General features: G+C 69.8%; 17 protein-coding genes. 8 read left to right on the forward strand and 9 right to left on the reverse strand.

From position 1 onward, the window contains the following. Position 1: 1 nt before the first annotated feature. From OO71_RS00330 to mshC, 4 genes are all read right to left on the reverse strand, one after another. The gene (locus OO71_RS00330; RefSeq protein WP_033287534.1) at positions 2 to 367 is read right to left on the reverse strand and encodes a hypothetical protein; all 366 of its coding nucleotides are present in this window, start codon (positions 365 to 367) and stop codon (positions 2 to 4) included. Positions 368 to 600: 233 nt separating this feature from the next. Then, complete coding sequence (locus OO71_RS49820) at positions 601 to 1,269, reverse strand: WXG100 family type VII secretion target (RefSeq protein WP_156096098.1); 669 nt, start codon at positions 1,267 to 1,269, stop codon at positions 601 to 603. Positions 1,270 to 1,281: 12 nt separating this feature from the next. Further along, positions 1,282 to 1,575 (reverse strand): hypothetical protein, encoded by a 294-nt coding sequence (locus tag OO71_RS00335; protein ID WP_033287535.1) that lies wholly within the window; start codon positions 1,573 to 1,575, stop codon positions 1,282 to 1,284. 234 nt (positions 1,576 to 1,809) lie between these two features. Then, on the reverse strand, positions 1,810 to 3,048 hold the full coding sequence (mshC, locus tag OO71_RS00340; RefSeq protein WP_033287536.1) for a cysteine--1-D-myo-inosityl 2-amino-2-deoxy-alpha-D-glucopyranoside ligase: 1,239 nt from the start codon (positions 3,046 to 3,048) through the stop codon (positions 1,810 to 1,812). Between the two features lie 95 nt (positions 3,049 to 3,143). Between mshC and OO71_RS00345 the strand changes: the two genes are divergently transcribed. Further along, positions 3,144 to 4,457 carry a cytochrome P450 gene (locus OO71_RS00345; protein WP_033287537.1) on the forward strand — a complete coding sequence of 438 codons (1,314 nt, stop codon included), beginning with the start codon at positions 3,144 to 3,146 and terminating at the stop codon, positions 4,455 to 4,457. Here OO71_RS00345 and OO71_RS00350 read toward each other — a convergent pair. Then, a complete protein-coding gene (locus tag OO71_RS00350; protein ID WP_033287538.1) occupies positions 4,437 to 6,392 on the reverse strand; it encodes a VWA domain-containing protein in 1,956 nt (651 codons plus the stop codon). The two genes, OO71_RS00345 and OO71_RS00350, sit on opposite strands and share 21 nt — an antisense overlap. Next, positions 6,392 to 7,789 (reverse strand): ATP-binding protein, encoded by a 1,398-nt coding sequence (locus OO71_RS00355; RefSeq protein WP_033287539.1) that lies wholly within the window; start codon positions 7,787 to 7,789, stop codon positions 6,392 to 6,394. Before OO71_RS00355 ends, OO71_RS00350 begins: the two co-directional genes overlap by 1 nt. Positions 7,790 to 7,890: 101 nt before the next feature. Here OO71_RS00355 and OO71_RS00360 point away from each other — a divergent pair, with 101 nt between their 5' ends. Continuing rightward, positions 7,891 to 8,700 (forward strand): hypothetical protein, encoded by an 810-nt coding sequence (locus OO71_RS00360; protein ID WP_033287540.1) that lies wholly within the window; start codon positions 7,891 to 7,893, stop codon positions 8,698 to 8,700. Between the two features lie 60 nt (positions 8,701 to 8,760). Here the strand turns inward: OO71_RS00360 and OO71_RS00365 are convergent, their stop codons facing one another. Then, positions 8,761 to 9,804, reverse strand: a complete 1,044-nt coding sequence (locus tag OO71_RS00365) for a ferrochelatase (RefSeq protein WP_033287541.1) — start codon at positions 9,802 to 9,804, stop codon at positions 8,761 to 8,763. Positions 9,805 to 9,890: 86 nt separating this feature from the next. Here OO71_RS00365 and OO71_RS00370 point away from each other — a divergent pair, with 86 nt between their 5' ends. Together OO71_RS00370 and OO71_RS00375 are read left to right on the forward strand one after the other, a co-directional pair. Further along, positions 9,891 to 10,475: a TetR/AcrR family transcriptional regulator gene (locus OO71_RS00370; protein WP_033287542.1), complete on the forward strand. Its 585-nt coding sequence runs from the start codon at positions 9,891 to 9,893 to the stop codon at positions 10,473 to 10,475. 518 nt (positions 10,476 to 10,993) lie between these two features. After that, positions 10,994 to 12,187, forward strand: coding sequence for a Cmx/CmrA family chloramphenicol efflux MFS transporter (locus tag OO71_RS00375; RefSeq protein WP_033287543.1), 1,194 nt, complete (start codon positions 10,994 to 10,996; stop codon positions 12,185 to 12,187). On the opposite strand, the gene fabI is transcribed toward OO71_RS00375, so the two are convergent. Further along, complete coding sequence (gene fabI / locus OO71_RS00380) at positions 12,150 to 12,917, reverse strand: enoyl-ACP reductase FabI (RefSeq protein WP_033287544.1); 768 nt, start codon at positions 12,915 to 12,917, stop codon at positions 12,150 to 12,152. The genes OO71_RS00375 and fabI overlap by 38 nt on opposite strands. Before the next feature lie 35 nt (positions 12,918 to 12,952). Continuing rightward, positions 12,953 to 13,657, reverse strand: a complete 705-nt coding sequence (gene fabG / locus OO71_RS00385; protein WP_033287545.1) for a beta-ketoacyl-ACP reductase — start codon at positions 13,655 to 13,657, stop codon at positions 12,953 to 12,955. A gap of 177 nt (positions 13,658 to 13,834) precedes the next feature. On the opposite strand from fabG, the gene OO71_RS00390 reads away from it, so the two are divergent. Genes OO71_RS00390 through OO71_RS00405 form a run of 4 tightly spaced genes read left to right on the forward strand, consistent with a single transcriptional unit; the run spans position 13,835 to position 18,143 of the window. Next, positions 13,835 to 15,142 carry an MFS transporter gene (locus OO71_RS00390; protein ID WP_033287546.1) on the forward strand — a complete coding sequence of 436 codons (1,308 nt, stop codon included), beginning with the start codon at positions 13,835 to 13,837 and terminating at the stop codon, positions 15,140 to 15,142. Between the two features lie 14 nt (positions 15,143 to 15,156). Continuing rightward, positions 15,157 to 15,816, forward strand: a complete 660-nt coding sequence (locus OO71_RS00395) for a response regulator transcription factor (protein WP_033287547.1) — start codon at positions 15,157 to 15,159, stop codon at positions 15,814 to 15,816. Between the two features lie 3 nt (positions 15,817 to 15,819). Further along, positions 15,820 to 17,205 (forward strand): sensor histidine kinase, encoded by a 1,386-nt coding sequence (locus OO71_RS00400; RefSeq protein ID WP_033287548.1) that lies wholly within the window; start codon positions 15,820 to 15,822, stop codon positions 17,203 to 17,205. Beyond that, positions 17,202 to 18,143 (forward strand): TAXI family TRAP transporter solute-binding subunit, encoded by a 942-nt coding sequence (locus OO71_RS00405; RefSeq protein WP_033287549.1) that lies wholly within the window; start codon positions 17,202 to 17,204, stop codon positions 18,141 to 18,143. The genes OO71_RS00400 and OO71_RS00405 overlap by 4 nt, the downstream gene beginning before the upstream one ends. Positions 18,144 to 18,154 lie beyond the last annotated feature (11 nt).

Below are 18,154 nucleotides of genomic sequence, written 5' to 3' on the forward strand. Positions count from 1 at the left end.
CTCAGGCGACCGAACTGAGCCATGCCCTGACCCGCTCGGGGGTGATTTCGCCTTCCAGTACCGGATTGGCGAGCTGGTAGAGAAGTGTGCCGAGGACTTCTTCGCAGCCCTCCTCGCGCCCGAGATCCTCGCGGACCTCGATCGCGTCCGCCCACTCGTGGAGATCGTCTGCGGACAGCGATCCATCGAGGTACCGATTGAGAACCAGCCGCGCGTCGGCTCTCGTCAGATCGAGGACCTCCTCGCCATCGAAGGGGGAAAAGCCGGCAAGTGCGCTGACCGCTTCCTGGAGGGATACCCGCACCTGCACCAGGTCACGAAGGCGCTGCTCCCGCTCGAATGGCAACACTTCGGGGTTTCCGTTCATTTGTTCCCCCTGTCATTGTACTTGTCTTTGACGTGGGCTAGCGATCCGTCCGGCGTAATAGTCTCCTTGACGTATCCTGTCGTGTTACCCTCTTTGTCGCATAACCTTGCGATAGATCGCATATGATCCCGGAACCCGCCCCCAGGACTTTGCCGATAACTGAATCGACCCGTCCGGAAGCAGAAAAATCTGCGTAGGCTCGGCATTCGCCGGCGTCTTCTTCTCAAACCGCTTCAGATTGAGCTTTTGCACAGCTGAAAGTTGATCTCGAGATATCGGCAGTCCGCCCGAGAAATCAGAACTGGTCCACGTTTCCCGTAGTCTTCTGCTGTCATTCCGGGACCAAGCAGAAAATCGCCCACCTTTGCCAACCAGGTGCGACGTTCCGGCGCCATCGCCTTTCCGTCCTGCACAATGGAAGCCGCTTCGTCGCCGGCACTCGCAAGCTGACTCCGAGCGCGCCGGAGGGTGGCCTCCGCAGCAGCCCTCCCCGCCTCACCTGGATCCTTGCCTGGCAGTGATGGGTTGCCGCCAGTCGCCTGCGCCTGACGCTGTTCTCTTGCGGCACTACTCGCCACCTGGGCCGAGTTCCATTGCCGAATCGCATCTTCAGCCCGCCCCTGCGCCCACCTCAGGGTCTCTGCATAGCCTTCCAGTGCACTCGCCGACACTTCCATGGAATCGGAAGCGCGGTACCACTTTTGCGGCTCTCGCCCAAATTTGTCCCTGAATCGATCAGCCGCCTTACCTTGCCACCCAGCAAGTTCGATCGTTTCCAGATCGTCCGCAGCACGACTGATTGCGCCTGCACGCGAGCGGAGCACCCTGGCATTCTCTTCGATTGCCTCTGGGTTACCACGAATAAGCTCGCGTGGATCACCGGATTCGCCCAATTCAGCCATTTGCACTATTTCTCACGAACGTTCGACAGTCAAGGATTTCTTCTTCTCGACGTCTACGGCAGCGTACGCGTCGGCTATTTCCCTGAGCAGGTCGGCGACGCTCTCCGCATCCGCCGCAAGAAGATCGATTCCGTCACTCCATCGAACGCAAAAGTCCATGAGCTCGTCATGCAACCACGCGTGCCCATAAAGGCCGACGTCGCCGCACAGTCCACGCAGGGCAAAGTTGTCCTGGTCGGCAGATACCCGCCCGACGCTGGCCGCGGCCGCCGTCAAAGCACCGGGATCAAGCTGAAATCCATCCACAACGATCCCTCATGAGGCCTTCGTTTCCAGGTTCCTTCACCTCGAGCGGGGACCATGGTAGCGGGATTCGATCCAGCTTGCGTGGAACGAATCCCCGCGCGACACCAAAGGGCGAATGTCCGGTCGGAAATCGGCCGCACCTATGCCCGCTCGACTGCACATTTCGGCCGATCTCAGGTGCGCGTCCGGTCCTTCCTGGTCGGCTGCAGGCGGCTCGCCGGACTACCGCAACGCTCAGAGTGCAATCCCCAGCAGAGCGTCCACCGCTTCCCTCAGCACCCCAGGCGCTGCCTTGTCCGTCCCATCCCGGCGGAGGGCTGCCGTGGCCCAGGCGTCGACCGCGGCCAGCGCCTTCGGGGTGTCCAGGTCGTCGGACAGGTGGTCGCGCAGGCGGGTCACCGTGTCCTCCGCCGACGGCCCGGCATCGACGGCGACAGCCTCGCGCCAGCGGGCCAGGCGGGTCTCGGCGTCGGCGAACAGCGACGGCGTCCACGGGCGGTCCGAGCGGTAGTGGCCGGCGAAAAGGGCCAGCCGGATCGCGCCCGGGTCGACGCCGTCGGCGCGGAGGCGCGACACGAACACCAGGTTTCCGCGCGACTTGGACATCTTCTCGCCGTCCAGGCCGATCATGCCGGCGTGGACGTAGTGCCGGGCGAACGGGTGCGCGCCCGCGACTGCCTCGGCGTGGGCTGCGCTGTACTCGTGGTGCGGGAAGATCAGGTCGGACCCGCCACCCTGCACGTCGAAGCCCAGGCCCAGGCGGTTGGCCGCGATCGCGCTGCACTCGATGTGCCAGCCGGGACGTCCAGCACCCAGCTCGGACTCCCACGACGGTTCACCCTCGCGCGCGACACGCCACAGCAGTGCGTCGAGCGGGTGCCGCTTGCCGGGGCGGTCCGGGTCGCCCCCGCGTTCGGCGAAGAACTTCGCCATCGTCTCGGCGTCGTAGTTCGACTCGTAGCCGAAGCGGCCGGTGGCGGTGTGGTCGAAGTAGACGTCCGGGAACTCGGCGTCGTCGGCCCGGTACGCGCTTCCGTCGGCCAGCAGCTTCGCGATCACCTCGACGATCTCCGGGATCGCCTCCACCGCGCCAACGAACTGCCGCGGCGGGATCACCCGCAGCGCCTCCATGTCCTCGCGGAACAGCGCCGTCTCGCGCATGCCGAGCACGATCCAGTCGTCCGAATCGCGTTCCGCGCGCTCGAGCAGCGGCTCGTCGATGTCGGTGACGTTCTGCACGTAGTGCACGTCGTGGCCGTTGTCCCGCCAGATGCGGTTGACCAGGTCGAACGCAAGATACGTGGCGGCGTGGCCGAGGTGCGTGGCGTCGTAGGGGGTGATGCCGCAGACGTACATCCGGGCGGTGCCGCCGGGAGCCGTCGGGCGGACCTGCCCGGTCGCAGTGTCGTGGAGCCGGAGGGGGCGGGGCGTGCCGGACAGCCGGGGCACGGCGACGGAGGACCAAGTCTGCATACCCCCGACTGTAAGCGTGACACCCGTCCGCTTTCCCACCCGGTGGGAGCCCATGGTGGTGGACACGAGGTTTACGCGCGAGTAGGAACGACGGTATGGCCCTCCGCACGCCGACCCGCACCTCCCTGCCACCCGGACCGCGGCTGCCCATGGCCGTGCAGACGATTCTCTTCGGTGTGTTCCGGCACGCCCTGCTCCCCCGGCTGCAGCGGCGGTACGGCAACGTCATCCGGCTGCGGCTGTATCCGGAGCGCTCGGTCGTGCTGATCGGTGACGTCGACCTGATCCGCGAGGTGTTCTCCGGTCCCGTCGAGACGTTCCACGCGGGCGAGGGCAACGTCGTGCTCAAACCCGTGATGGGCGAGCATTCCGTGCTGCTCACCGACGAGGAGGAGCACCGCCGGGCCCGGAAGCTGCTGATGCCCGCATTCCACGGGGCGGCGCTGCGCGGGTACCGCGACCTCGTCACCGAGCTGACCGTGGCGGAGGTCGAGCGATGGCCGGTCGGGCGGCCGTTCCGGGTGCACGACCGGATGCAGGCGCTCACGCTCGAGATCATCCTGCGCGTGGTGTTCGGGGTGAGCGACGGACCCCGGCTGGCAGAGCTGCGGAGGCTGCTCGGGCACGTCGTCGAGGTGAACGCGCTCGACATCTTCGGGTGGCACAGTCCCCGGCTGCAGAAGTACGGGCCGTGGCGGCGGGCGCGGGAACGGCAGGATCGGGTGGACGAGCTGCTGTATGCCGAGATTGCCGACCGGCGGGCGGCGGCGGATCTGTCCGGCCGTTCGGATGTGCTGTCCCGGTTGCTGACCGTGCCTGGGGACGACCAGCTCACGGACGCGGAGTTGCGCGACCAGCTGGTGACGTTGCTGCTGGCCGGGCATGAGACCACGGCTACAGCGCTGGCCTGGGCGTTTCATGAGCTGGCCCGGAATCCGGCGGTGGCGGCGGAAACGGCACGGGCGGCGGATGACGGAGATGAGAAGTACCTGGAGGCCGTCGCGAAGGAGGCGATGCGGCGGCATCCGATCATTTCCGAAGTGGCACGGCGGGTGACCGAGGATGTTGCGGTCGGGCCATACGTGGTTCCGGCGGGGTTTACGGTGTTGCCGTCGATTTCTTTGGTGCATGGGAATGGCCGGTATCACCCCTTGCCGGAGGTGTTCGATCCGTCCCGGGAATTTGCCACGGGAACGTGGTTTCCGTTCGGCGGCGGGGCACGGAGATGCTTGGGGGCCGGGTTTTCGCTGCTGGAAGCGACGGTCGTGGTGGGGGAGGTTTTCCGGCGGTATTCCGTCAGTGCGGTGGATTCGCGCCCGGAAAGGACGCGGAATCGGCACATTACGCTGGTACCCGGGGACGGGGCGCGGATCGTGGTGCGGCGGCGGTCAGCGGCGGCGGGAACGTAGGTAGTCACCGACCACCGCGGCGCCCAGACCGTCCAGATCGGGTGCCACCACGCGGCCCCCGGAGCGGCGCGCGATGGTGTCCACGAAGGCCTCCAGCCGTGGGTCGTCGCCAAGGCGGAAGACGGTCACGGTGGCGCCCAGCTTGGCTATTCTGTCCACTTCGGACAGTGTCTTGTAGATGGTTGCCGGTTCCGGTGGGTAAGAGAATTCCGCTTCCCCATCAGGTTCCAGGTGCGCGGTCGGCTCGCCGTCGGTGACCATCAGGACCACCGGTTGCGCGTCCGGGTGGCGGCGCAGGTGCTGCCCGGCCAGTAGTAACGCGTGGTGGGCGTTCGTGCCCTGTTCCCACGTGCCTTCGAGGCCGACCAGTTCCGGTAGTTCCACCGGCATGGCGTAGCGGCCGAAGGTGATCAGCTGCAGGGCGTCGTTGCGGAATCTCGTGCTGATCAGCTGGTGCAGGGCCAGTGCGGTGCGCTTCATCGGCAGCCAGCGGCCCTCCTGGATCATCGACCACGAGGTGTCCACCAGGAGCGCTACCGCGGCGCGCGAGCGGTGCTCGGTTTCCACCACCTCGACATCTTCGACTTCCAGGCGGACCGAGCCGGACACCGCGGTCGAGCGCAACACGGCGTTGCGTACGGTGCGCGGGACGTCCCACGGTTGCATGTCCCCGAAGCGCCATGGCCTGCTCGCGCCGGTCGGTTCGCCTGCGGCGCCTGCTGATTCCGTTTCCCGTTCGCCGGTTTTGCCGCGCAGCGCATTGACCACATCGGACAGTGCGGTTTCGCCCAACCGGCGCAAAGCCTTGGGCGACAACCGCAACGTGCCGTCAGCAGCGCGTTCGAACAGGCCTTGCTTACGTAGTTCACGCTCCAATTCGGACAGTCGTCTCGCGTCGACGCCTGCATCCGGACCGAGCTGGCGCTCCAGTGCTTCCAGGTCGATGTCCTCCAGGCGGGCGCCCGGATACGACTGGCCCAGCTGCTCGGCGAGCGCGTCCAGCTCGGCGAGGTCGGCCATCGCTTGTGCGCCTTCGCCGAGGCCCAGCGGGTCCTGGCCGCGGAAGCGCTCGGACGACGTCCAGTCCTCCCCCGGCCGCAGCGCGCGCAGCTGGGAGTCCAACGCGGACAGTTGCGCGGCCAGCCTCGGGTCACCGAATGCCTGTTGCGACAGCTCGGCCAGTTCGGCGCGCTGCTCCTCCGACATCGAGTTCAGCATCCGCTGCGCGGCCGCCGACCGGGCCGCCAGCACGTCGATCAGCTCGTCGACGTTCTGCGGGTTCTCCGGGAAGAAGTCGCCGTGCCGCCGCATGAATTCGGCGAACCGTTCGTCGACGTCGCTCGCGCCCTGTGCGTGCGCGGACAGCAGCGCATTCAGGTCGGACAGCATCTGGTTGATCTGCTCGACGTCCTCCGGGCCGGCATTCTGCAACGCCTGCTTCATGCCCTGGAACCGCGCGTCGAGCATTTCGCGGCCCAGCAGGTCGCGGATCTGCTCGTACTTCTGCCGTGCCTCGCCCGAACGCCAGTCGTACTCGCTCAGCTCGCGCACGGCCGCAGCCGTGCCCGGGGGCAGCGCGTCGAGCTGGGCCTCGCGGAAACGGGCCTCGTCGTCCGGGTCGGGGAACAGCTCGCGGCGTTCGGCTTCGAGCGCTTCCTCCAGCAGCTGCTGGACTTCCTGCAGGGTGCCGTCGAGGCGGTGCCGACGCTGGATCTGTGAGCGGCGCTGCCACAGCTGCCGGGTGAGCTCGTCGAGACCGGCGGTTCGCTCAGTGCCGCGGCGCAGCAGTTCCTCCAGCGCCGATCGGGGTGACGAACCGCCCATCACCTCGCGGCCGATCTCGTCGAGCGCGTCCCGCAGGTCGGCGGGCGGCGCCAGCGGGTCCGGCCCGTCGTGCCACGGACCGTAGGAGTATCCCTCCGGAAGGAGCGGCATTACTGGCCGTACACCGTCGTGTGCTCGTCGGAGTCCTTGGCCAGCTTGCGGGCGAGGAACAGCGACTCCAGCGCCAGCTCGACCGCCGCCGCGATCCGGCCAGCCGGCTCGTCCGCGGACACCCCGGCACGCTGGGCGACCTCGTGCAGCACCGGCAGTTCGGGCAGCGCCGCGAGCACCTCGGCGCCGGGTACGCGCTCGCCGGTGGCGACCAGGTGGCCGTCGGCGACCGCGTCGGACAGCGGCCGCAGGTCCAGCCCGGCGAACCGCTCGCGCGCCGTCTCCGCGATCGCGCGGCGCATCAGGTGCACGAGGTGCTCGACCTCGCGGCCCTCCTCCCCCGGCTCGAACTCGACCTTGCCGCGCAGCACCGCGGGTACCGCGTCGAGGTCGACCGGACGCGCGACCGCCGGGTCCTCGCCCGTGATGGCGGCCCGGCGCAGCGCGGCCGCGGCCACGGTTTCCGCCGCTGCCACGGCAAACCGGGCGGAAACACCGGAACGCTGGTCGATCACCGGCGACTCCCGCAGGTTGCGGACGAACCGCGCCAGCACCTCCAGCAACGGCTCGCCGACCTCCGCGACGAGGTCCGCCTCCTGCCGCACGACCGCGACCTCGGACTCGACGTCCAGCGGGTAGTGCGTGCGGATCTCCGCGCCGAAGCGGTCCTTGAGCGGCGTGATGATGCGGCCGCGGTTCGTGTAGTCCTCGGGGTTGGCGGTGGCCACGAGCAGGACGTCGAGCGGCAGCCGCAGCGTGTAGCCGCGGACCTGGATGTCGCGCTCCTCCATCACGTTGAGCAGCGCGACCTGGATCCGCTCGGCGAGGTCGGGCAGCTCGTTGATCGCCACGATGCCGCGGTGCGCGCGGGGCACGAGCCCGAAGTGGATGGTCTCCGGGTCGCCGAGGCTGCGGCCTTCGGCGACCTTGACCGGGTCGACGTCGCCGATCAGGTCGCCGACGCTCGTGTCCGGCGTGGCGAGCTTCTCCGTGTAGCGCTCACTGCGGTGGCGCCAGGCGACCGGCAGGTCGTCGCCCAGCTCGGCGGCACGGCGGATCGACGCGGGCGTGATCGGCTCGAGCGGATGTTCGCCCAGCTCGGAGCCCTCGATGACGGGCGTCCACTCGTCGAGCAGACCGGCCAGCGTGCGCAGGAGACGGGTTTTGCCCTGGCCGCGTTCGCCGAGCAGGACGACGTCGTGCCCGGCGAGCAGGGCGCGTTCGAGCTGGGGCAGCACGGTGCGGGAGAAGCCGACGATGCCGGGCCACGCGTCGCGGCCCTCGCGCAGGGCGGCGAGGAGGTTGTCGTGGATTTCGCGCGCGATCGGGCGCGGGGAGTATCCGGCGGCGCGGAGCTCGCCGGCAGTGCGGGGAAGAGCGTCGGGAACTGCGTTCACTCCAACGACGCTACTGACCGTTCCGGCATCCGTCGATGTGGAGCGGCTCCAGCCCGGGCGGTGGTCGGCGAAGCCGCGCGGAACCGGTAAAATCGGCGGTCGTGTGCCGACCCAGTGCGACCCTCGCCGTCTGGTCCTCCGCGTGGCTGAACGGAACCGCGGCGTCCGACGACGTCCTCGATGCCCTGCAAGCCTGGGCCGAGGCCCACGACGTCGTCGCGGCCGACCCGGCCGCCGCCGACGCGTTCGACCTCCCGCTCGCCTTCCACCGCGCCGCTACGCCGGTGCAGCTGCTGCTCGCGCTGCGGGCGCAGGGAGCGGTGAGCGTCCAGCTGGTGCTGCCGGTACCCGGCGACGTGCGGGGCCTCGGCGGTGGCGGTCCCTTCGCGGAGGCAGCACTGCGCTGCGGCGACGCGGCGGTGCTCACCGGGCTTGGGTCCGGGCTCGGATTCGGCCTGGTGCCCGAGCCGATCGCCGAGGGCTTGATGCGCTGGACGGTGTACTCGCTGCCCGCGCCGGTTTCGCTGGAGTACCAGCCATTGCCGGACGCCGAGCACGGACTCACCGACGCGATCCGGTCGAGCGCAGGGGCGTTGCAGGCGCTGGATGTGGCGAGCGACCGGCCGGGGGTGCGCGCCGAGCTGTCCGCGCATTTGCGGTCGCGGCCGCAGGTCGAATGGCCGTCCGGGATGCCCACCCGGGCACTGCGGGTACTGCAGCGGGCCGAGGAGATCTCGGCGATCCTGGCCATCGCCGAGACGGACGATCCCGGCGGCGCGCTGTCGGCGTCTGCGGCGAACCAGCGGGCCGAGGCGCTGCGCCCGCTCGCGGAAGCGGTCCGAATCGCCCGTACCGCCTCGGTCAACGAGGCGGTACGGGTTTTCGCCGAGCAGGCCGACCGGCAGCCGTGAGGTCCGTGAAGGGAACCATCACGGAATCAGATTCCCTCATGGTTCCCTTCACGGACTTGGTCAGGCGCCGGGGCGGCGTGGGGGTTCGCAGCAGGCGACGGCGCACGGCGCGCCGTTGAGCGTGCAGCCCGCGGCCGGGAACGGGGACAGCTTGCGCGGCGGGACGTCTTCGAGGTGCTCGCGGACCAGTTCCACCACCAGCTCGGCGAACCGCGGGTCGGCGTCCGGGGTCGCGGCGCGGGCGAAGGCCATGCCGTGCTCGGCGGCGCGTTCGGCAGCCTCGTTGTCGAGGTCCCAGATCACCTCGAGATGGTCCGCGACGAAGCCGATCGGGCTCACCACCACGGATTCCACGCCCTGCGCGTGCAGGGCATCGAGATGGTCGACGATGTCCGGCTCCAGCCACGGGATCTGCGGCGGACCCGACCGTGACTGCCACACCACGTCGTACTCCGCGACCCCCGCCTCAGCTGCCACCAGCCGCGCGGCCTCGGCAATCTGGTGCGAATACCGGCGGCCACCTTCATCCGGGGGGCCGGACGCGAGGTCGGCACTCTCCGGGATGGAGTGGGCGGTGAAAACGGTCCGGGTACCCGGCCGGTTGCCGAGCTCGGCGTGGGCCGCGCGGACGGCGTCGGCGACCGCGGACACGAACAACGGGTGATCGAAGAACTGCCGCAGCTTCACCAGGTCCGGCGCGTCGTCGCCCAGCGCGGCGCGGGCGCGCACGATGTCCTCGTCGTACTGGCGGCAGGCGGAATACCCGCCGTACGCGCTCGTCGGGAACACCAGCGCCCGGCGCACGCCCGCGTCCTTCATCCCGGCGAGGGTGTCCTCGACCATCGGCGTCCAGTTGCGGTTGCCGAAGTGCACCGGAAGGTCGATCCCCTCGGCGGCGAGCTGCTTCTCGACCGCCGCGATCGCCACCCGGTTGAGCCGGTTGATCGGCGACACCCCGCCGAAGTGCTGGTAATGCTCGGCGACCTCGAGCAGCCGCTCGCGCGGCACGCCCCGGCCGCGGGTGACGTTCTCCAGGAACGGCATCACCTCGTCCGGCCCCTCGGGACCGCCGAAGGAAAGCCACAGCAACGCGTCGTAACCCACGGGCTCATCCTGCCCCTGTGGCGCTTCCCACGCGGCAGCGGCCTCATTCTGGATCGACCTGTCCAAAACATGGTAGCGTGACCGGCATGCCGAGACCACGGGAGTTCGACGAAACCGAAGCCCTCGAAGGAGCGATGAACGCCTTCTGGGCACGGGGGTATGAGGCGACGTCCACTGAGGAGTTGTGTGCTGCCACCGGTCTCGGGCGCAGCAGTATCTACAACACGTTCAGCAGCAAGCACGAACTGTTCCGGCGCGCGTTGGGCCATTACACGGAACGAGGAGTACGGCAACGGTCGGCCGTCGTCGGCCGTGCGCCGGACGGCCTCGGCGCCCTCCGCCTGCTCCTCACCGCAACGATCGACGACGAACTCGGCCACCACCGCCGGGGATGTCTGGTGGTGAACACGATCGCCGAGTTCGGGACGAGCGATCCGGAGGTGTCCGCGCAGGTCAGGGTCGATACGGAGGCACATTTGTCCGAACTGGCGCACGTCGCCCGAACCGGCCAGGCCGACGGCAGCGTGACCCGCGACCGCGATGCGGGGGAGATCGCGGACTTCATCCACAGCACGATTTCGGGGTTGCGGGTGATGTCCCGGAGGGGAGCCGAGCGGGCCGCGCTGAACGGGGTGGCGGAGATCGCGATCGCGGCGGTTGCGCGCCGGTGAACCGGGGCTGCGGCTGCGGATTTGGTCGGCGGCTGGCACGGGCTGCGGGTTGAGCAGGGCTGCGGGTTGAGCCGAGCCGTGGGTTGAGACGCTGGGCCGCCGAGTGTTGCCGAGCGGCGAAGTCGCGGGCGGCGTGACCTCGCGGGCTGCACGATTCACAGCAGCGGCTTGGGCCGCCGCGCAGCGGGTCGCCCAAGGGTCGCCGGGTGACGTGGCAAGCGGGCTCGCGGGAGGGCGATTCGCAGCGGCAGCCTTAAGCCGCCACGTCGCGCGTCGCGCGGTGCCGGGTTGCGAGGTGCCGAGTCACGGGCCGCCGGGTCACGAGTTGCGAGTTGCCGGGTCACGGGCCCCGCACGATTCGCTACAGCGGCCCGACAGGTCGCGGGGTCGCTGGGCCAGAGGTCAGCCGGGGTGGGCAACAGCGTCAACGCACCCGTGAAGCTACGAGCGGCGCCCTGCACACACCAACCACCCACTCGCCCACATTTTGGACCGAACGTTACAAAAGGAGACCATCCATGCCCCTCGCTGTCTGGGTTCTCGGGCTCAGTATCTTCGCGCTCGGGACCTCCGAGTTCATGATCACCGGCCTCCTCCCCGGGATGGCTGCCGACCTCGGGGTCACCATCCCCGACGCCGGGTTGCTCATCTCCGCCTTCGCCGTCGGCATGGTGGTCGGGGCGCCGGTGCTGGCCGTCGCCACGCTGAAGCTTCCCCGAAGGGCCACCCTGCTCGGATTGCTCACAGTGTTCGCCGCCGCGCACGTCGTCGGCGCCACCGGCACCGGGTACCCGCTCCTCTTCGCCACCCGGGTCGTGAGTGCGCTCGCCTGCGCTGGCTTCTGGGCCGTCGCGGCGGCGGCCACCGTCAGCATGGTCAGCGCAGAACAACGCGGGCGGGCACTGGCGGTACTCGTCGGCGGGCTCACGGTTGCGAACGTCGTCGGGGTGCCCGCGGGGACCTTCCTCGGGCAGCACGCGGGATGGCGGAGCGCGTTCTGGGCGGTCGCCGCGCTGACCCTCGTCGCGGCGGTGGGAGTCCTGCTGTCCGTACCGCGCACAGCAGAAAACGCAGCACCACCAAGAATCGCCGAGGAGCTGAAAGTGTTCCGCCGCAACCGGTTGTGGCTCGCGCTCGGCGTGATCGCACTGCTGCAGGCCATGGTCTTCGCGACGTTCAGCTACCTCGCTCCCCTGCTCGTCGAGGTCGCCGGGCTGCCCGAATCCGCCGTACCGGTGGTGCTCGCGTTGTTCGGCGGCGGCGCGATGATCGGCATCTTCACCGGCGGGAAACTCGCCGACGCCCATCCCTTCGCGACCCTCTACGGCAGCCTCGGCATCGCCGTCGCCGCGCTCGTCGCGCTGGCCTTCGCGAGCGACCCCGTCGTGGCCGTGACCGCGGTGCTCGTCCTGGGCGCAGCCGGATTCGCCGCGAACCCGGCGCTCAACGTCCGCGCATACGCCGTCGCCGGAGGCAGTTCGACGCTCGTCGGCGCGAGTACGACGTCTGCGTTCAACGTCGGCAACACCGTCGGCCCGTGGCTCGGCGGGACGACGATCAGCGCCGGGCTCGGGTTCTCAAGCGTGGCGTGGGTGAGCGTCGGGCTCGGGGCAGCCGCCCTCGCCGCGCTCACCTTCGCGCTCAGCCTCCACCACAGCGACCGGCGCACCGCCATCACACCCCGAGCGCGTGCACCCCACCGTCGACCATGATCATCGACCCGGTGGTGGCGGGCAGCCAGTCGGACAGCACCGCGCACACCGTCTTCGCGGTCGGCTCCGGGTCCGACGAGTCCCAGCCGAGCGGCGCGCGGGCGTCCCAGCCGCTTTCCAGCTCCTCGAAGCCGGGGATCGACTTCGCGGCCATCGTCTTGCCCGGACCGGCGCTGACCAGGTTGACCCGGATGCCGCGCGGCCCGAGTTCCTTGGCCAGGTACCGGTTCACCGACTCCAGCGCCGCCTTCGCAACGCCCATCCAGTTGTAGACCGGCCACGCCACACGCGCGTCGAAGTCCATCCCGACGATCGACGCGCCACGGTCCAGCAGCGGCAGCGTGGCGACGGCGAGCGACTTGAACGAGAACGCCGAAACGTCGACGGCGACCTTCACGTCCTCGCTTGGGGCGTCCAGGAATGGCGCGCCGAGGCAGCTCTGCGGCGCGAAGCCGATCGAGTGCACGACGCCGTCGAGGCCGTCGACGTGTTCGCGTACGCGGTCGGCGAGCGAGTCGAGGTGCTCCTGGTTCGTCACGTCCAGTTCGAGCACCGGCGCCGGTTCCGGCAGCCGCTTCGCGATCCGCTCCACGAGCGACAGCCGCCCGAACCCGGTGAGCACGACCTTCGCGCCCTCCTGCTGGGCGATGCGGGCCGCGTGGAACGCGAGCGAGGCGTCGGTGATGATGCCGGTGATGAGCAGCCGCTTGCCTTCGAGCAGTCCGGGCAACGCGTCCTCCAGGTCCTGGTATCGGTCGGGGGGGGTCAGTGGCCGAGGCCGAGGCCGCCGTCGACGGGCAGCACCGCGCCGTTGACGTAGGCCGCGTCATCGGAAGCCAGATACCGCACTGCGGCGGCGATTTCGGCCGGTTCGGCGTAACGGCCGGCGGGCACGTTCGCGAGGATCTTCTTCCGCTGGTCGTCGCTCAGCACGTCGGTCATGTCGGTGCGCACGAAGCCGGGGGCGACCACGTTCGCGGTGATGTTGCGCGACCCCATCTCCCGCGCGAGCGAGCGCGCGAACCCGACGAGACCCGCCTTCGACGCCGCATAGTTCGTCTGGCCCGCCGAACCCGACAGCCCGACCACCGACGAGATGAACACGAACCGTCCCCAGCGAGCGCGCAGCATCCCGCGCGAGGCCCGCTTCGCGACGCGGAACGCGCCGGTGAGGTTGGCGTTCAGCACCCGCTCGAACTGCTCCTCCGACATCCGCATCAGCAGCGTGTCGTCGGTGAGCCCGGCGTTGGACACCAGCACCTCGACCGGCCCCTGGTGCTCCTCGACGAGCTTGAACGCGGCGTCGATCTGCTCGGAGTCGGTGACGTCCGCCTGGACGCCGAAGAGCCCGTCCGGCGCACCCGATCCGCGGTGCGTGACCGCGACCTGGTGCCCCTGCTCCGCGAGATCGCGGGCGATCGCCAGCCCGATGCCCCGGTTGCCGCCGGTGACCAAGACCGACCGTCCCACTGCCACTCTCCTCGTCTTCGGTGTTCGCGCCCGCATGAGGCTATCGGCTGCGCAGCCGGTGCGCGCATCCGGCATGTATCCGGCACTGCCGTCCTAAGCGACGGTAAGGAACCGCGCCTCGACCTTGATGGTTACCCACCGGTTGGTCACCGTGAGTCGCAACACAGGAGGTCAAGGATGACTACCCGGATACAGAGCACGGCACGCGACGAGCGGCGCGTGGTCGGCAACGTGCTGCGCGGCTCGGTGGGCAACCTCGTCGAGTGGTACGACTGGTACGCCTATTCGGCGTTCACCGTCTATTTCGCGAAGTCGTTCTTCCCCGGCGGCGACGCCACGCTGCAGTTCCTCAACACCGCGGCGGTGTTCGCCGTCGGGTTCCTCATGCGGCCGCTCGGCGGGTGGCTGCTCGGCCGGTTCGCCGACCGGTACGGACGGCGGTCCGCGCTCGTGCTGTCGGTGTCGATGATGGCGTGCGGTTCGCTGCTCATCGCGGTGACCCCGGGGTACGCCACGATCGGCGTCGCCGCCCCGATCCTGCTGGTGTTTTCCCGGCTGCTGCAAGGTCTTTCCGTCGGCGGTGAGTACTCGACCTCGGCGACGTATCTGTCCGAAGTGGCCACTCCGGGCAAGCGCGGGTTCTACTCCAGCTTCCAGTACGTGACCCTCGTCGGCGGTCAGCTGCTCGCGCTCGGGCTGCAGCTGATCCTGCAGAGCGTGCTCACCGACAAGCAGATGGGCGACTGGGGCTGGCGGATCGCGTTCGTGGTCGGCGCGGTCGCGGCGGTGGTCGTGATGGTGCTGCGGCGGTCGATGGACGAGTCCGAGAGCTACGAGCGAGCCGCCGAAGGCAGTGGGAACGAACGCGGCACGCTGCGCCAGCTGGTGAAGTACCCGCGGGAGATCCTGCTCGTCGTCGGCCTCACGCTCGGCGGCACCGTCGCCTTCTACACCTACGCCACCTACACCCAGAAGTTCCTGGAGAACACCGCCGGTATCCCACGCCGCACAGTCACCGTGATCATGTTCCTGGCCCTGCTGGTCTTCGCCATCCTGCAGCCGCTGGCCGGACGGCTTTCGGACCGCATCGGACGCCGGAAGCTGCTGATGTTCTTCGGCATCGCAGGCACTTTGCTGACCGTGCCGATCATGACCCTCCTCGCGCACACCAGCCAGCCGGTCCTCGCGTTCCTGCTGCTGCTCGGCGCACTGGTGATCGTCACCGGGTACACCTCGATCAACGCCATCGTGAAGGCCGAGCTGTTCCCCACCCGGATCCGTGCGCTCGGCGTCGGGCTGCCGTACGCGCTCACGGTCGCGATCTTCGGCGGGACCGCGGAGCTCATCGCCCAGGCGCTGAAGAAGGCCGGGCACGAGTCGCTGTTCTTCTGGTATGTCGCGGGCTGTGTCCTCGTGTCGCTCGTCGTGTACGCCACAATGCGGGAGACTTCGCGTTCGTCCGCCCTCGAGCGCGGCGAGGACTGATCTGGAGGACGGCCGTGCGCGTGCTGCTGGTGGAGGACGACACCGGGGTCGCCAGGGCGCTCGCCGAAACGCTGGACGCGCGCGGCCATTCCGTCACCGCGGTCGGCCGCGGCGCCGATGCCCTCACCCGGCATCGCGACGCCGACCTCCTGCTGCTCGACCTCGGGCTGCCCGACCTCGACGGGCTGGACGTCCTGCGCAAGATCCGGCAGGTGTCCGGGGTGCCGTTGATCGTGCTCACCGCGCGCGACGACGAGCGGTCGGTCGTCCGCGCGCTGCGCCTCGGTGCCGACGACTACCTCGCGAAACCGGTGCGGCTGGCCGAATTGCTGGCCCGGATGGACGCGGTCGCCCGGCGCGCCGGGTCGCCCGCCACCACCCCCGAGGTGGTGCACGTCGAGGACGTCGAGATCGACCTCGGTGCCCGCCGCGTGCTCGTCGGCGGGCGGGATGCCGGGCTGACCACGAAGGAGTTCGCGGTGCTCGCGGTGCTGGCCGCGCGGCCCGGGACCGCGGTGAGCCGCCAGCAGCTGATGGACGAGGTCTGGGGCGACGCGTACCTCGCGGTGTCGCGGTCGCTCGACGTCCACATGACCCAGCTGCGCGCGAAACTCGACCGGCCCGGGCTGCTCACCACGATCCGCGGGTTCGGTTACCGGCTCGGCCGGGGCTGACCGGTGCGCACCCGCCTGCTGGCCGTTCTCGTCACGCTCGCGCTGGCCGTCGTGGCCGCGTTCGCCGTGCCGCTGCTGTCTGCGACCGCCGATCAGCGGACCCAGGAGCTGGTGATTTCGCGCAGCAGCGACGTCGACCGCTTCGTGGTGCTGGCCCAGCAGGCCGTCGATTCCGGTGACCCGGCCGCGCTCGCGGCCGATGCGCAGCGGTATTCGTCGTTATACAGCGAGAGTGTGCTGGTCGTGGACGCGCAGGGCACGCCGCTCGTGCAAACCGGCGGTCTCACCGCTGCCGACCCCAGCGCGCGGACCCTCAGCGACGCGACGCTGCGGAACCAGCCCGGCCCGCAGGTCGCAACGATCACGCCGTGGTCGGACACTCCGGTGCTGTTCTCGCGGCCGGTCGGCACGGGTACGCGGGTGTCCGGCGTGGTGTTGCTGCGGGCTTCGGTCGCGGCCGCGGCCTCGGACGTCGCCGCCGAGTGGGGCGCGATCGCGGCGGGGGCGCTGGTCGTCGCGGCGTTGTTCGTGCTGCTCGCGGTGTTGCTGGCGCGGTGGATGGTGCGGCCGCTGGTGGAGCTGGAAACCGGGGTGCTGGCTGTCGCGGGCGGGCGGCGGGCACAGGTACCGGAGCGGTCCGGGCCGCGTGAGCTGCGGTCGCTCGCCGCGTCGGTGAACCGGATGTCGGACGCCGTGGTCGAGTCGGCGAACCAGCAGGAGCGGCTCGTCGCGGACACCTCGCACCAGCTGCGCAACCCCATGGCGGCGTTGCGGCTCCGGCTCGATTCGCTGGGTACGGAGGTCGAAAACCGGCCCGCGTACGAGGCGGCCGTCGCGGAAGTCGAACGGCTGGAACGGATTCTCGACGGTCTCCTCGCCCTCGCCACCGCGGAAAGCACGTCGACCCGGCTCGCCGCCCGGGCCGACAACGAACCCGCCGACCTTGCCGCCGTCGTCGCCGAACGTGTTGATGCGTGGCGGTTGTCCGCCGAAGACGCCGGGGCGACGCTCCTCCCCTGCGCCGGGCACACCGAACCGCTGCTCGTGCGCACGCCGGAAGGCGAACTCGCGCAGATTCTCGACGTCCTCCTGGACAACGCCGTCCACCACGCCGGCCGCGGCGCGACCATCACCGCGAGCTGGGAGTCCACGCCGAGCACGGTCACCCTGGTCGTCACCGATGACGGCCCCGGCCTGCGACCCGAGGACCTCACCCGCGCCACCGAGCGTTTCTGGCGTGCGGGCGGCGACGGTGCGCCTCGGGGTACCGGGCTCGGCCTCGCCATCGCTCGGGAGCAAACCCGGGCCCGGGGCGGGATTCTGGACCTACGCGCCGTCGAACCGCACGGGCTCCAGGTGCGGATCACGCTCCCGGCGGTGGCCCCATGACCATCACCCGTCGGACCGCGCTTCTCGGCGGCCTCGCCTTCGCACTCGCCGGATGCGACGACGCGTACCGCGGCCCGGAACGCACGCTCACCATCGCGGCCGGGGAACCCGGTGGCTTCTACCTGGCGTTTGCCGAGGTCCTGGCCGCGGAGCTGACCCGCGCCGAGCCGCAGCTGCGTTGCACCGCAGTGCGCACCGAGGCGAGCGTCGAGAACGTCCAGCGGGTTCGTGACGGGACGGCCGACCTGGGCCTCGCGCTCGCCGACATCGCGCAATCCGCACTCAGCGGTGGTGCGCCGTTCGGGAAACCGGTGCCGCTGCAGGCGCTCGGCCGCGTTTACGAGAACTACCTCCAGCTCGTCGTCCGTGCCGAGGACCACCTCAGCGACCTGCAAGCGCTCGCCGGACGTCCGGTGTCGGTCGGCGCCGCGCGGTCCGGGGCGGCGCAACTGGGCGAACGGCTGTTTGCGGTGAACAACGTCCCGGTCGAGCAGCTGCACCTGCCCTTGGGCGACGCAGTCGCCGCGCTGCACGACCGGCGGATCGACGCCTTCCTGTGGTCCGGCGGAATTCCGACACCCGCGCTCGCGGACCTCAACCGCACCACACCGCTCGCGCTCATCCCGCTGACGTCGGTGCTTCCTCAGCTGCGGAAGATCTACGGACCGCTGTACGAGCAGGTGCAAGTCCCGGCCGGGGCGTACCGCGGGGTCGGCGCGCTCGGCACCATCGGGGTCGCGAACCTGCTGGTCTGCTCCCCCGCGCTGCCCACCGACGTCGCCGCCGCCGTGGTGCGCGTGCTCGCCGGACGCGCTGCCCAGCTCGTACCCGCGCAAGCCGTCGGTACGCAGTTCCTCGACGTCCGCACCCTGATCGGCACCCAGCCCGTCCCGCTGCATCCCGGCGCCGCAGCCACCTACCAGGCCCTGCACGGGTGATCTCTAGGATT

It is taken from the genome of Amycolatopsis jejuensis (genome assembly GCF_000717335.1).
Classification (GTDB): domain Bacteria; phylum Actinomycetota; class Actinomycetes; order Mycobacteriales; family Pseudonocardiaceae; genus Amycolatopsis; species Amycolatopsis jejuensis.

Coding starts and splice junctions, on each gene's coding strand:
- OO71_RS00345 (WP_033287537.1), top strand. CDS start 3,144: ATGGCCCTCCGCACGCCGACCCGCACCTCCCTGCCACCCGGACCGCGG.
- OO71_RS49820 (WP_156096098.1), bottom strand. CDS start 1,269: ATGGCTGAATTGGGCGAATCCGGTGATCCACGCGAGCTTATTCGTGGT.
- OO71_RS00375 (WP_033287543.1), top strand. CDS start 10,994: ATGCCCCTCGCTGTCTGGGTTCTCGGGCTCAGTATCTTCGCGCTCGGG.
- OO71_RS00370 (WP_033287542.1), top strand. CDS start 9,891: ATGCCGAGACCACGGGAGTTCGACGAAACCGAAGCCCTCGAAGGAGCG.
- OO71_RS00405 (WP_033287549.1), top strand. CDS start 17,202: ATGACCATCACCCGTCGGACCGCGCTTCTCGGCGGCCTCGCCTTCGCA.
- OO71_RS00390 (WP_033287546.1), top strand. CDS start 13,835: ATGACTACCCGGATACAGAGCACGGCACGCGACGAGCGGCGCGTGGTC.
- OO71_RS00350 (WP_033287538.1), bottom strand. CDS start 6,392: ATGCCGCTCCTTCCGGAGGGATACTCCTACGGTCCGTGGCACGACGGG.
- OO71_RS00330 (WP_033287534.1), bottom strand. CDS start 367: ATGAACGGAAACCCCGAAGTGTTGCCATTCGAGCGGGAGCAGCGCCTT.
- mshC (WP_033287536.1), bottom strand. CDS start 3,048: ATGCAGACTTGGTCCTCCGTCGCCGTGCCCCGGCTGTCCGGCACGCCC.